We start from the raw sequence: 13,172 nt of genomic DNA on the forward strand, positions 1-13,172 counted from the left end.
AACCCCATCGTGCAGAGGCGTCCAATGTGCCACCGCAGGTGAGAATGGCTGTTCCTTCCGCTTCCTCCTTGTTCGGATCCTCCAGGACTTCATCGGCGGCATCGACTGCGACGGAACTGTCTGCATTTGCCTCTTCAGAGGCCCTGGATCCGCAGTTGCAGCGGTTCCTGGAGGACGCCAGCGCTCGCCTGTGTGAGTGGCTCGGTTCAGCTTCCAAACGATCGCCGCTTCCAGCTCTGCGGCTGCTCCCCGAGGCGTTCCCAGAGCCTCAGGGTGTCGGGGCGGACTGTCTGCTGGATGACCTTCAGCAGTTGATGGATGGTGCTTACCAGCCCAACCATCCTGGCGCCCTCGCGCATCTCGACCCTCCTCCGAACACGGCATCGATCGCTGCCGAACTGATCTGTGCCGGACTCAACAACAACCTGCTGGCAGAGGAACTCTCACCAAGCCTCAGTCAACTGGAGCGTCAACTCTGCAGCTGGTTCGCTGCCCGTTTTGAATTGCCCGATGGCGCTGGTGGAGTCGCCGCGAGCGGAGGCTCCCTCAGCAATCTCACCGCCCTGGTGACGGCCCGTCATCGGATGGGGCTGGACCATGACCCCAATGCGGTGATTCTGATCAGTGATGACGCCCACGTGTCACTGGAGAAGGCGGCCAGAGTCATGGGGCTCAGGCCTGACGGCATACGGCGTGTTCCTGTGGATCCCCGGGGATGCATGCTGATTGAAGACCTGCAAGAGCACCTGCAGGAGCTGAAGCAGAACAACCGGCCTTGCATCGCAGTGGTGGCGACAGCGGGCACCACCGTGCGTGGAGCGATCGATCCGATTCCCGCTTTGGCTCAGTTCTGCAAGGACCAGGGCCTCTGGCTGCACGTGGATGGAGCGATTGGTGCTGTTTTTGCACTGTGTCCTGGCACCGCGAACCTGATGGCTGGACTTGGCCAGGCCGATTCCATCACGGTGAACCCTCAGAAGCTGCTCGGAATCGCCAAGACCTCGTCGCTCCTGCTGGTGCGAGAGCAGTCAGCTCTTCAGGAGACATTCCACACCGGCCTCCCCTACATGGAGCCCGCCTTCGCTGTTGCCCATGGCGGTGAACTGGGTCTCCAGGGAAGTCGCCCTGCAGAGATCCTCAAGCTCTGGCTTGGGTTGCGTCAACTGGGTGAGCAGGGGATCAATGCAGTGCTGGAGAAGGCTCTGTTGAGACGTCAGCGCCTGGAACAGGGTCTTGACTCCTCTTTCTTGGAGGTCACATCAGGTCCCCTGCATTTACTTGCCTGTGCTCCGCTTGGAGCTGATCCAGCGCGTTGCGACCACTGGACAGCGGCTGTGCGACAACGGTTGCTGGATCGGCAGATCATGGTGTCCAGGCCCGTTCATCAAGGGCGGCATCGCATCAAAGTCGTGCTCGGTAACCCCCACACCTCCAATGCGCTGATCGACCAACTGGCGGCCGATCTGAACGATTTCTCACGGGAGATGTTGTGATGCCAGCAGCTCAGAACAAGCGAGGACGCTGGGTTGCCATCGTGACCGGAGCCATGTCAGTGCTGATTGGTGTGTTGTATCTCGGTCTGATCACGGTTCTCGATAGCCGCGGTCCGATGCGTCCTCCGCCGCCCGAGGCCCTGGCCGGGGCGGAAGTCGTTTATTTGCCTCCTGCTGGAGGGGCTCCACCACCCGCCGCAGTGCCGCCTGCAGAAAGTCCTGCAAGGAGCGATCCCGCTGGTTGAGCTCGTAGTGGTGCTGAACTACGTCCTGAACTCCGCCATCGCCCCAGTCCTGATCCTGTTGGAAATAGGTCATGAAACTGGCACCCGCGATTCTGGTGAGCCATCCGGCTGCCACACCCTGAACCGCCCGACCGAGTAACAGGGTCGGCAGGTTCACACTCAGTGCGGTGCCGATCAGAGCCACTCCCCCTTTGACCACACCCAGCCCCGCAAGTGTCCGACCCACCGAGACGGCCAGCTCCTGAGCCCTGCTCCGGGTCAGTTGGATCCCATACACCGCTCCCACTTCCATCACCATTTGGGCATTCACAGCAGCAGTGCCCAGTAAATCCACTCCAGGCAGTGGCGTGGCGGCGACGACACCCGCACTAATCCACGTGTAGCGATCAATGATTCTCTGGGCTTCATCGGTGCGCTGTCGGTCGAGCAGATCCCGACCGGCCGAGCCCAGATCTCTGCATTGCAAGAGGATGTTGTCTGCCAGCAGTTCCTCGCCATCGGCATGCAGTAATGCGGCTAACCGTCTCACCAGCAGCCCGATCTCGGCTGGTGGCTGAACGGGCCGTTGGCCAGGGCGAGGCAGAGACTGGGGGCGTGCACTGGCAGGAATGACATCGTTCGGTTGCAGCCATTCCGCGCAGCGTTGCCGCAACAGCTGAAGCAACCGGCGTTCCTCCTCCTCACCTCTGAGATCACATTTATTGAGCACCAGCACGAGACGCTTGCCCAGTCCTGACAGGCTCTGAACCACATTGAGTTCGCTCTTGCGCAGATCGCCATCCACCACAACGATCATGAGATCTGCTCTGCTGGCTTGGCGACGTGCTTCTTGCTCGCGTCCCCTCCCTTCCTGTCCTGCTTCAAGGATTCCCGGCGTGTCCACCAGAAGCACCCCACGCTCGAGACCTTTGAGCCGGAGCCGGTAGCTGCGACTTTCACTGGTGGAGCCCATGGCGGCACCGACATCGCCGACGATCTCTTTGAGCAGGGCACGGATCAGAGACGTTTTGCCACTGGAGCCGGTACCGAAGACCACAAGCACGAGATCACCGCGTTCCAGTTCCCTGGCGACCCGTTGCCGTTCCTGCAGGAGAGACTCACGTGCCACATTGTTCTGAAGTCGTTCCAGCAGACGATCCACACTTGACAGGCTCTGTTCTGCTGCATCTCGACTGCTCGTCGGTGCTGGTCTGTCCTGAGGCGATGACGCGGCCCGACGTTGACGTTGTGTACCCCACTTACGCAGCCATGGCAGGCCAACCTGAATGACGACCGCCACCAGCAGAACCGTTCCGATCAGCAGCACCGGGCCGACCAGCCAGGGCGGCAGCCAGTAACTCAGATCCCAGAGCAGGTTTCGGATTCCCTGCAGCACCAGGCCAATCACCATGAGGGCGATCAGACCGGCGGCTCCAAACAGAATCCAGCGTGTCGATCCCTTCATCCTCCGTTGAGCCCTCCTCGACCCGCAGCGCGGATGATGTCAGCCCAGAGCGATGCCGCAAGGGCGCTGGAGCTTCTGGAGGGGCTGTTGTCGTCATTGCCGAGCCAGATGCCAAGCACCCAGCGCCGTGAGGGTTCATAGCCCACGAACAGCAGATCCCGGCCTTCATTGGTGGTTCCGGTTTTGCCTCCTTCCTGTCCCCCTAGCGATGCAGCAGTGCCGGTGCCACTGCGTACAACCGCGCGCAGCAAGGCCTGCATCTGAGCCGCAATGTCGCTGCGGACAGCCTGGCGTCCAGTGTTCACCTGGCGCTGATCGTCGCCAGCAAGGCTGCCGCAGCCACGCAGATTGTCCTCGCGACATGTTTCCGCATCAAGCAGACGACGAATCGTGTTGGGGGGTCTCCATTCCCCCATGTTGACAATGGCTGCATAGGCTCCAGTCAGCTCAATCAGTCGCACTTCGCTCTGGCCGAGTGCGAGTCCAGGAACTGGATCAAGCGGTGTGGTGATGCCCAGGGCTCTGGCCTGGCGAACCACCTGTTCAAGTCCCACCCGCTGTGCCAGGCGCAGAGCTGCTGTGTTGTTGCTGGATGCAAAGGCGTTGGTGAGGCTGAGGCGACCTTTGCAGCTGCTTTCAAAGCGTTGCCCTCTCCAGTTCAGAGGACTGCAGTCAATGGTTTCGCTGGGTTTGATTCCCCTTTCCAGGGCCGCCAGGTAAGTCATCAGCTTGAAGGTGCTGCCTGGCTGCCTCAGGGCCATGGATGCACGATTGAACTGACTGAAGCGATAGTCACGTCCGCCGGCGATCGCCAGGACTCCGCCTGTGCTGCTGTCGATCACCACGGCGGCCCCTTCACTCACGCCGAGTCCTCCGGCATTGCTGACCACATTGCGCAGTTGTCGTTCAACAACCGACTGCAGCACGGGGTCAAGGTGGGTTTCGATCAGGAAATTCCCTTCAGCGGCAACCTCTGGACCCACAAGTGCCGTCAGGTCCCTGCGCACCTGATCGGTGTAAAAGGGTGCTGATCGGGTCAGAGCAGTCCTGCTGCAGGCCTTGGGTGCGAGCTGGATGGGTTGACGTCTTGCCAGACGAGCGGCGTCGAGTGAAAGGCGACCGGAATCAGCCATCTTGTTGAGCACGCGGTTGCGAGCTTCAAGGGCTCGCTGGGGGTGACGGCAGGGATCGTGACCATTGGGTGATGGCAACAGTCCCACAAGCAGAGCGGCTTGTTCAACGCTCAGATCAGACGCTGATTGATCAAAAAAGGTCTGAGCGCTGTCTTCGAATCCCCAGCCCACCCCGAGGTAGACCCTGTTGAGGTAGCTCAGCAGCAGCTCGCCTTTGCTGAAACGGCTTTCCAGCTGCAGCGCCACGAGTAGTTCGCGCCATTTACGGCCCAGGGTGTCGCCCTCTCCGACCAGGTTGGGGTAGAGGCTCCGAGCCAATTGCTGGGTGAGGCTGCTGCCACCTTCGAGAACTCGTCCGCCGGCCAGGTTGGCGGCGAAGGCACGCAAGCTTCCGATCGGATCAACCCCTGGATGCCACCAGAAGCGGTTGTCCTCACTGCTGAGCAAGGCATCGACCAACAACGGAGAAAATGCGTCAAGGCTGTTCAGTTCACGGTGTCGATTGGAATCCACCGACTTGAGCGGTTTGTTGTTGCCGTCGTAGATGGCCAGTGGTCCGCGAACGCTGGCCAGTCGTCCACGCACCGGCACGTTGATGGTGGCCAGAGCGAGGAGCAATCCTGCCCCGCCCAGGCAGCCCAGGATGCAGATCCCCAATGACTTCCGAATGCGCTGATGCAATCGTTGGCTCGGGTTCTCAAAACCAATCCAGGGGGTATCGGTGTCTTGGGTCGGGGAAAACCTGATGCAATCGCCGTTCTGGAGCACCAGCTGTTGCACACGTCGCCCTTGCCACCACAGCCCGTTGGTTGACCCTTGATCTTTGAGAATCCAGTGTCGGCCTTTCTTCTGTAGCAGCGCATGTAGGCGACTGACTGCCGCATGGTCGATGCGGATCTCCACGTCTGGATCGCGTCCAATCCGATAGCCCTCGCCGTGCAGATGCAGGGTGCGCTCAGAGCAATCCTGCTGATGAATCGTCAGCAGGGCTAATCCACTTGGTTCAGCCGTCGCTCTGCTCATGTCTGTTGATAAAAGCGTCGATGGCAAAGCAGAGGACTGCCAGGTTGATGGCGATATCCGCCCAGTTGAAAATCGGAAACTGGATCGGCACCAGTTCGAGAAAATCGGTCACATGGCCAAGACGCCAGCGGTCGATGCCATTGCCAATCGTGCCTCCGAGCAGAAAGCCGAGGGCCATCCCCATCCAGAGATCTCGTCTGGCCTCCCGCCAGATCCAGATGCTCACGCCGATGGCGACCACCAGGCTGAGAATCCCAAGGATCAGGGAGGAATCATGGAACAGACTGAAGGCAGCACCGGTGTTGCGCACCAGATTCAGTTGCAGCAATCCGGGAATGAAGGGCCTCGACTCTCCTGGGAGCAGGGTTCCTCGGGCCCAGTGCTTGCTGAGCTGATCCAGCACCACCATGAGCACACTGAGCGCAATGACGCTGCCGCGTCGCATGCTTTGAGCTGGTCGTCTGTTCATGGCATGGTTCCGGCTCATTCCACCCAGAGCACACGTCGGGTCACGCGTGCGATCAGCCCAGCGGCGCAACACAGGGCTAGCTGGGCTGCCAGGGGCCCGAGGCTGTACCCGAACAAAAGCTCGATCAGGGGTTCATTCCAGCGATTCAGTGCAGCTCCCAGAACAAGATTGAGCAGACCGCAGACCTGGATGGTCAGCAGGCCGGCTATGGCTGCCAGAGTCAGTCTGGCGATGTCATTCATGCCGTTCTGCTGGGCCAGCCGACCGGTCAACCAGGCGGCAGGGACGAATCCAGCCAGATATCCGAATCCAGGATTCAGTACATAAGCGAAACCACCACCTCCGTGGAACACAGGCAGGTCCACCAAGCCGATGGTCAGATAAGCCACTGAAGCAATCACGCCCGCTCGTGGACCCGCGACAAGGGCACAGACGAGCAGTGCCGGAACCTGCCAGGTGCTGGGAAGACCCAGCAGTGCCGGGGGTAATTCAGGCAGCGGCAGAAGCAGGGCAGTCGGAATCAGGCTTCCGACCAGGATCAGAAGCAATCCGGCAAGAGCGCCGCTCCAGGTGGCCAGTGCCCGCACGGGCAATCGTCAGCTCGCACCATCCTGCTGTAAGAGAGATGCATTGCCCAGCAGAGATGTCCGTTTCCATTGGTGACCAGGTGCGACTGGTTCGCCCTCAGACCTTTTTGAAGACAGCTGATCCAATGCCGATGCTCAGACCTCCTGATCTTGTGGCCCACAACGAGATTGGCAGGGTCATGGCACTGCAGCCGGCGGAAACTGCGGCGGTGCGCTTTGCCAGGGGCACGTTTCTGTTGTCGATCGAGCAACTCACGCTCGTGAGCGAAGACTTGAACACGGTCTCGGATCAGGATGCCCCATCTGACTCAACTGGCTTATCGGACTCCGATGCTTCATCAGCGACGCATGCATCTGCTGATCCATCCGACTGATCCGGCTGACTGATCAAGGCGCGTTGCCTTCAGCAAAAGCGCTGAGGGTCCATTGTTTCTCCAGAGATGCCAGGGTTTCCGCGGGGCCGCACAAGCTGAGTTGCGGACTCTGCAAATAGCGTCCTGCTGCGTCACGCAGATCACTGGCCCGCAGCTGATCAAGTTGGTTGAGGCAGCTCTGGTCATGGTCATCAGGGAGATTCAGACCACGCAGTTGCGCTCTCCGCTCTGCCCTCTGGCCAGTGGTCTGGGAGCCGTGAGCCAGCTGCCCCTTGAATTTAGCCTTGGCGAGCTTGAGATCGACCTCAGAAATGCTCGTCTCCATCAGCTCAATCCAACTTTTAAGCAAGAGTTCGAGCGATAGTTCCGCCCTGTCGACTCCGGTTGAGGCATGCATCACGAAGGGTGCCGCTCCAGCGCGTGCCGGGTGATGGACACCCACGTCGTAAGCGACGCCATGCTCCTCCCGAAGCCGTCGGAACAACAGGCTGGACATGCCTGAACCCAGGTGGGCCTGGAGCAGCCTCAGTGCCAGGTCGTCCGGGTGGCCGTGGGGCAGAGCGGCTTGCCCAAGCATCAGCACCACCTGTTCGGTGGCGAGGGACTGAAGCCCTAGCGAAGGTCTTTCGCAACGGTCTGATTCCAATGATGCTCGGATCGCTGATCCGGCTTCTGAGGAGCTTGATTCGGTCTTGCTTGTGCCGAGCCAGTCCACCAGTTGTGCTTCGGCCTGATCAGGAATCGTTCCGGATAACGCCAGCACCGAGCCTCGGCTTTCGAGATCTGAGGCAAGGCTGGTCAATTGCGCTTTCTGAAGATGTTCGAGGTCAATACCGATTCCGAGTGGGTCGTGTCCGTAGGGACCTTTGCCATAGGCCAGCTGTCTCCAGCCATCAAAGGCGCGATGGAAGGGATCCTCTTTCTGTCGTTGAAGGGCCTGCAGGCTCAGATCTCGCTCCAGTTCGATCTGACTTTCGTCCAGATGCGGCTGGCGCAGCATCCAGCCCAGTGCAGGCAACAAACGATCGGCATCAATGTCGCGGCACTTGAGACTGATCAGAATTCCGTCTTCATGGGTGTCACAACGAAGACCGGCTCCACAGCCTTCAACGAGATCCGCCAGTTGCAGATGATCGACAGGTCCGCATCCCCGGCTGAGCACTGAGCCCAAAAGCTGATGCCCGCCCCTCTGCCCGAGCGGATCAGCACTGCTTCCCCGCCGGATCCAGAGCTTGGCGGAGAGCACCCCGGTCGTGGTCACCGGATCGAGAACGAGATCACAGCTGGAGCTCAAGCGTTGTCCTCCGATCGGGCAATCAGGGTGAAGCTGTGTTGGGGTTGCAGTAGGGGCATGACCCGTTCCCGCAACGTTGGAGCATTCCAGTGCATCAGGTCCTGAAGTGGAGCCAGAAGGTCTCGGTGTCGTCCCCAGAGTGTCTGTGAACCGGCACTGGCGGCCACAGCTCCAGGCGCTTCGAGACTGAAGCGATGACCGTTGCCGACCAGTTGCAGCGCGCGATGAAATTCCTCATCCGTGATGGCCGTGGTCAAGCTGCTGTTCAGCTGTTGGTGGATTTCCATCTCCACGCGTTCGATCTGTTCGGCGGGGCAACATGCCTCAATCATCACCAGGCTTCCCTGTTCCAGCGTGGTGACATCCATGTCGATGGATTCAACAATCTGAAGCTCTTCGCGCAGCTTCTGCACCAACCGACTGCGCCGACCCTCGGCAAGGATGGTGGTGGCCAGATCCGCACCGGCGATTGCCAGCTGATCGTCTGCAGAGGCAACGGGCCAGACCATCATCAATCGTGCTGCTTCCAGTCGAGGGAACATTCGGCATTCCCGTCCGCTGTGAAAGCTCAGTGAAGATTGGGTTCTTGTGTTCTGATCGGAGTCCTTCATTGTGTCCAGCGTCGCAAGCGGGCTGCTGAGCACGTGACTGATCAGACCCTCCTCGAGGGCTCCAGCTACCGAGAGGCAGCAGTTGGCTCCTTGGTAGCGGCGATGGTGGTAACTCCTCATTCCACCAGGGCTCATCTCTCGCAGGCTGTTCTCCCAGCCGAGAATGGGTCTGCCATAGGAGTGGGGAGCACAGCAGAGTTCCAGCAGGGTCTGCAGCACTTGGTCATCAGGCTGATCTCGGTACTGGGCGATCTCCTCGAGCACCACCTCGCGCTCCATTGAGAAGCTGTCCTGCTCGAGAGCCGGATCGAGAACGAGATCCAGAAGTAAATCGAGTGCTTCCTTCGATTCCGCGCTGGGCACAAGCACGTGGTAGTGCACGTCATCAAATCCAGTGGCTGCGTTGCTGCTGCCACCCAGCGCTTCAATTCTCCGGTCAAATTCACCTGGACCCAGCCTTCGGCTGCCCTTGAACACCATGTGTTCGAGGAAGTGAGCCATGCCCTCCTCACCGCTTCTCTCCCAGGCGCTTCCGCCTCGACACCAGAAATCAAGGCAGGTGAGTGCCGCATCGGGGATGGCGGCAGTCACAAGGTTGCTGCCGTTATGAAGAGTGCGGTGTTCGAGCACCGGACCGGATGTGATCGCAGTCAGGGTCCCGTGGCAAAGTCCCATTCTGTGCAATTACGGATCGGATTGATGCCAGCGTCCCCGAGCGGTCAGGAGATGCACCCGCTGGTGATGGCTCTGGCTGCTCGCATTCGTCAGTGCAGGGACGGCTTTCCGGAGCTCAATCCACTCATGTTGTCGACTGACCTCGAGGAGATCATCGGGACTCTGGATGGCGAGGCTCTGTTCATCACCAATGAGGTGCATTCCTGTCGTGGACTGCGCAAACTTCACCTGGAAATCGCACGACTTGGACTCGGGCTGCAGATCCTTCATTGCGTCTTTTTTCCCGATCCTCGTTTTGATTTGCCGGTGTTCGGCGCCGACATTGTTGCCAGCCCCGCCGGAATCTCCGCGGCCATCATCGATCTTTCCCCGGTTGGTGATCAGCTTCCCGAACGCATTGAGTGTGGCCTTGAAGCCGCTGTGATCCCTGCCTTTGAACAGGTGCGCGAACTTCCCACTTGGGCCACCATCTTCTCGCCGTTTGTGAGATTCATTCGCCCCGTGAATCAACAAGAAGAAGATTGGTTCGTGGAACTGGTTGACGATTACCTCCAGGTTCTGGGCGATGCCGTGCAGGCTGCAGAGCCCGATGACCCAAGTGCTCCTTCTACTCTGGCCCGGTATCACGGACAGGTGTCCTATTGCCGGCAACAGAAACGCAACGACAAAACGCGGCGGGTTCTGGAGAAAGCCTTCGGGACGGTCTGGGCGGATCGGTACATCGAGGAGCTTCTGTTCGACGAGCCACCGAGTCCCTGAGTGGATCAAGTCGGATCTGGCTCGGCGTAGGTGCCCTGGCAATACTTGCTGTTGCTGGTGGAGTGTTGATGCTGCGTCGACCGCAGCCACCCACTCCTGCCTCTGCTTCAGAGCAGGTCGCAAGCCGACAGCCAGAATCGGTCGCAGCCCTCGGAAGCCTCAGACCTGCTGGTGAGGTCCGTCGTCTTGCGGCACCGGTGAGTGGTTTCGGTGGCTCCCCGAGGGTGTCTTCACTGTTGGTGAATGAAGGCGATCCGGTTCGCAAGGGTCAAGTTCTTGCTGTGTTCGACAACCGGCCGAAGATTGAAGCGGATCTCGCCGCAACCGACGCCAAGATCCTCACCGCTGAGACCGAGATACCGCTGAAGCGAAGAGAGGTTGCCCGTTACGCACAGGGCGCTGGTCAGGGTGCGGTGGAAGTTGTTGTACTGGAGGAAAAACAGAACCAACTCACCCTGCTTGAGCGCAAAAAGGCTGAACTGATTGCCGAGCGCGGAAAACTAGAAGCTGATTTGAACGACAGCGAACTTCGTTCTCCAATCGATGGAACGGTTCTCAAGCTGCGTGCCCGGGTGGGTGAGCGACCTAGCGCCGATGGTGTGTTGGACGTTGGAGCGAGTCAGTCGATGGAGGCTCTGATCGAGGTTTACGAGTCAGATATCAATCGCATCAAGCTTGGCGAAGCGGTCACGTTGATCAGTGAGAACGGCGGTTTCGAAGGGGATCTCCAGGGAACGGTTGCACGCATCAGTCCTCAGGTGCGACAACGACAGGTTTTGTCCACGGATCCGACCGGTGATGCGGACGCCAGGATCGTTGAAGTGTTGGTCCGCTTGGATTCAGGATCCACCCAGCGTGTTTCAAGACTCTCGGGCTTGAAGGTGATCGCCCGATTCGGATCCTCATGATCGGTCGCTTCCTGAGCGGGCGTGGGATTCCACTGGCTTCACTGATGCTGGTCAGGCAGCCGGTTCGTCTGGCTGTTGCACTGGCTGGCATCAGTTTCGCGGGAATCCTGATGTTCATGCAGCTGGGATTCCGCGACGGCCTCTTTGATGCCAGCGTCACGGTGCATCGCCTCTTCGACGCTGACATTGTTCTGATCAGTCCACGTTCGACCAGTTCCGTGAGCATGGCTGGCTTTCCTCGGCGTCGTTTGGTGCAGACCATGGCCCTGCCTGAGGTGGAGGGCATCACGCCAGTGCACTGGAATCTTCTGCTCTGGCGCAATCCCCAGACACGCGGCACCCGATCGATCCTTGCCCTTGGTTTTGAACCGGGTGATCCCCTGTTTGTGGACCCAACCCTGGCGCCCAAAGCTCAGGTGCTGACTCAGAAAGGTCGGGTTCTGTTCGATGAGAAGTCGCGTCCTGAGTTCGGGCCGGTGGCCGAATGGTTCCGAGATGGTCGAACCGTTGAAAGTGAGATCTCAGGGAAAAGGGTACGGGTGGCCGGTTTGATTGAGCTCGGCAGCTCCTTCGGTGCTGATGGCAATTTGCTCACCAGCAGCGAAACGTTTCTCGAGCTCCTGCCCAACACGCCCCCAGGAAGCATCGAAGTTGGACTGGTTCGGTTGCAGCAGGGCACGGACGCCGAAGCGGTGGTGGAGAAACTCAATGCTCTGCTCCCTGAGGACGTCACGGTTCTCACCAAGCAGGGTTTTATTGATTTCGAGCAGAACTACTGGCGCACAAGCACATCGATTGGCTTCATTTTCACCTTGGGTGCTGCCATGGGCTTTGTTGTCGGCTGCGTGATCGTTTATCAGGTGCTGTATTCCGATGTCAGTGACCATCTGCCGGAGTACGCCACGTTGATGGCCATGGGCTACAAGCTCAGAACCCTGCTGGGTGTAGTTGTGCGCGAGGGGCTTCTGCTTGCGCTCTTTGGATATTTGCCGGCTTATGCCGCCGGGCAAGGTCTCTATCTGCTGGTCAGAAGTGCTACCGCACTCCCTGTGGCGATGGATTTCAGTCGAGCCATCACGGTGTTCAGCATGATCCTGGTCATGTGCATGGCTTCGGCAGGTTTAGCCATGCGCCGTCTAGTGGATGCCGATCCGGCGGAGATCTTCTGAGACCATGACGGTTCTTTCTCATCCAGCTCAACACCAAGGTGCTGATGTTGTCAGCACGGTGAAGATTGAAAATCTCAGCCACTGGTACGGACGTGGGTCAATGCGCCGGCAGGTTCTTCAGTCGGTTGATCTTCAGATCGCGGCCGGCGAAGTGGTGCTGCTGACCGGTCCATCAGGCTGTGGCAAGACCACTCTGCTCACCTTGATCGGCGCGCTTCGACAAGTCCAGCAGGGGGATGTTCGCGTGTTTGGACAGCAGCTCCAGGGTGCCGGCCGGGGCCAACGACAGTTGCTTCGCCGCCGGATCGGCATGATTTTCCAGGGCCATAACCTTCTGCGTTGCCTCACGGCCGAGCAGAACGTGCAGATGGGAGCTGATCTCCTTGAGGGCTTCAGTTATCGCGGTCGCCGTGATCAGGCCAGAGAGTGGCTCAGGGCCGTAGGGCTCGAGGATCACCTCAGCAAGATTCCTCAGGACCTCTCGGGTGGTCAGAAACAGCGCGTGGCCATTGCTCGTGCACTGGCTGCTAGGCCCCAGTTGCTGCTTGCCGATGAACCGACGGCAGCGCTGGACAGCGGGACCGGTCGTGAGGTTGTGGAATTACTCAAGCGCCTGGCTCGCGAGCAAGCCTGTTCCGTGTTGATGGTCACCCACGACCCGCGCATTCTTGATGTTGCTGACAGGCTGGTGAAAATGGAGGATGGCCGTTTGCTTCAGCCCATTGAGTAAGTTGGGTGAACTTCAAGAAGCTCCGGACTCCCGAATGGCCAAGCGCAGAAACCTCAAGAAGGAAAAGCAGGAGCGCAATCGCGCCTACGCGCGCAAATTCAAGAAGCGCAAGATGCGCAATGACGGCCGTGGTGAAGGTGCCGGCAACGGTGTGACAGGCACTGCCAATAATGGTGGCGCTGCAGACTGATCTGTTTGCAAACAGCTTGTTCAGAGGGGGCTGAAGGCCCCCTTTTTTTCTTGCCTTTAGGCTGACTC

13 protein-coding genes are annotated in these 13,172 nt (G+C 59.4%); 7 read left to right on the forward strand and 6 right to left on the reverse strand.

Features of this window, described 5'->3' with window-relative positions; genetic code table 11:
* Nucleotides 1-44 precede the first annotated feature (44 nt).
* Nucleotides 45-1,493, forward strand: a complete 1,449-nt coding sequence (locus SIB42_RS09605; protein WP_067097411.1) for a pyridoxal phosphate-dependent decarboxylase family protein — start codon at nucleotides 45-47, stop codon at nucleotides 1,491-1,493.
* 90 nt (nucleotides 1,494-1,583) lie between these two features.
* On the opposite strand, the gene SIB42_RS09610 is transcribed toward SIB42_RS09605, so the two are convergent.
* From SIB42_RS09610 to SIB42_RS09625, 4 genes are read right to left on the reverse strand one after another with little or no spacing between them, the layout of a single operon-like run.
* Nucleotides 1,584-3,182 (reverse strand): GTP-binding protein, encoded by a 1,599-nt coding sequence (locus SIB42_RS09610; protein ID WP_067097408.1) that lies wholly within the window; start codon nucleotides 3,180-3,182, stop codon nucleotides 1,584-1,586.
* The gene (locus tag SIB42_RS09615; protein ID WP_067097405.1) at nucleotides 3,179-5,338 is read right to left on the reverse strand and encodes a transglycosylase domain-containing protein; all 2,160 of its coding nucleotides are present in this window, start codon (nucleotides 5,336-5,338) and stop codon (nucleotides 3,179-3,181) included. Before SIB42_RS09615 ends, SIB42_RS09610 begins: the two co-directional genes overlap by 4 nt.
* Complete coding sequence (lspA, locus tag SIB42_RS09620) at nucleotides 5,319-5,807, reverse strand: signal peptidase II (RefSeq protein WP_067097584.1); 489 nt, start codon at nucleotides 5,805-5,807, stop codon at nucleotides 5,319-5,321. Before lspA ends, SIB42_RS09615 begins: the two co-directional genes overlap by 20 nt.
* Before the next feature lie 14 nt (nucleotides 5,808-5,821).
* Complete coding sequence (locus tag SIB42_RS09625) at nucleotides 5,822-6,394, reverse strand: biotin transporter BioY (RefSeq protein WP_067097581.1); 573 nt, start codon at nucleotides 6,392-6,394, stop codon at nucleotides 5,822-5,824.
* Nucleotides 6,395-6,450: 56 nt separating this feature from the next.
* On the opposite strand from SIB42_RS09625, the gene SIB42_RS09630 reads away from it, so the two are divergent.
* A complete protein-coding gene (locus SIB42_RS09630; protein WP_067097402.1) occupies nucleotides 6,451-6,768 on the forward strand; it encodes a DUF3148 domain-containing protein in 318 nt (105 codons plus the stop codon).
* A gap of 13 nt (nucleotides 6,769-6,781) precedes the next feature.
* Here SIB42_RS09630 and SIB42_RS09635 read toward each other — a convergent pair whose 3' ends face one another.
* Entirely contained in the window at nucleotides 6,782-8,062 is a 1,281-nt protein-coding gene (locus tag SIB42_RS09635; RefSeq protein ID WP_082825088.1) for a M16 family metallopeptidase, read from the reverse strand.
* The gene (locus tag SIB42_RS09640) at nucleotides 8,059-9,348 is read right to left on the reverse strand and encodes a M16 family metallopeptidase (RefSeq protein WP_067097396.1); all 1,290 of its coding nucleotides are present in this window, start codon (nucleotides 9,346-9,348) and stop codon (nucleotides 8,059-8,061) included. The genes SIB42_RS09635 and SIB42_RS09640 overlap by 4 nt, the downstream gene beginning before the upstream one ends.
* A gap of 24 nt (nucleotides 9,349-9,372) precedes the next feature.
* Between SIB42_RS09640 and SIB42_RS09645 the strand changes: the two genes are divergently transcribed.
* The 5 genes from SIB42_RS09645 (at nucleotide 9,373) to SIB42_RS09665 (ending at nucleotide 13,104) form a co-directional block, all read left to right on the forward strand.
* A complete protein-coding gene (locus tag SIB42_RS09645) occupies nucleotides 9,373-10,107 on the forward strand; it encodes a phycocyanobilin:ferredoxin oxidoreductase (protein WP_067097578.1) in 735 nt (244 codons plus the stop codon).
* 68 nt (nucleotides 10,108-10,175) lie between these two features.
* The gene (locus SIB42_RS09650; RefSeq protein WP_067097393.1) at nucleotides 10,176-11,015 is read left to right on the forward strand and encodes an HlyD family efflux transporter periplasmic adaptor subunit; all 840 of its coding nucleotides are present in this window, start codon (nucleotides 10,176-10,178) and stop codon (nucleotides 11,013-11,015) included.
* Entirely contained in the window at nucleotides 11,012-12,184 is a 1,173-nt protein-coding gene (gene devC, locus SIB42_RS09655; protein ID WP_067097390.1) for an ABC transporter permease DevC, read from the forward strand. Before SIB42_RS09650 ends, devC begins: the two co-directional genes overlap by 4 nt.
* A 4-nt stretch (nucleotides 12,185-12,188) precedes the next feature.
* Nucleotides 12,189-12,914, forward strand: coding sequence for a DevA family ABC transporter ATP-binding protein (locus tag SIB42_RS09660; protein WP_067097387.1), 726 nt, complete (start codon nucleotides 12,189-12,191; stop codon nucleotides 12,912-12,914).
* Nucleotide 12,915: 1 nt separating this feature from the next.
* Nucleotides 12,916-13,104 (forward strand): hypothetical protein, encoded by a 189-nt coding sequence (locus SIB42_RS09665; protein WP_067097384.1) that lies wholly within the window; start codon nucleotides 12,916-12,918, stop codon nucleotides 13,102-13,104.
* Nucleotides 13,105-13,172: the final 68 nt, after the last annotated feature.

Origin of the sequence: Synechococcus sp. MIT S9508 (genome assembly GCF_047303045.1) — a bacterium.
Lineage (GTDB): Bacteria > Cyanobacteriota > Cyanobacteriia > PCC-6307 > Cyanobiaceae > Synechococcus_C.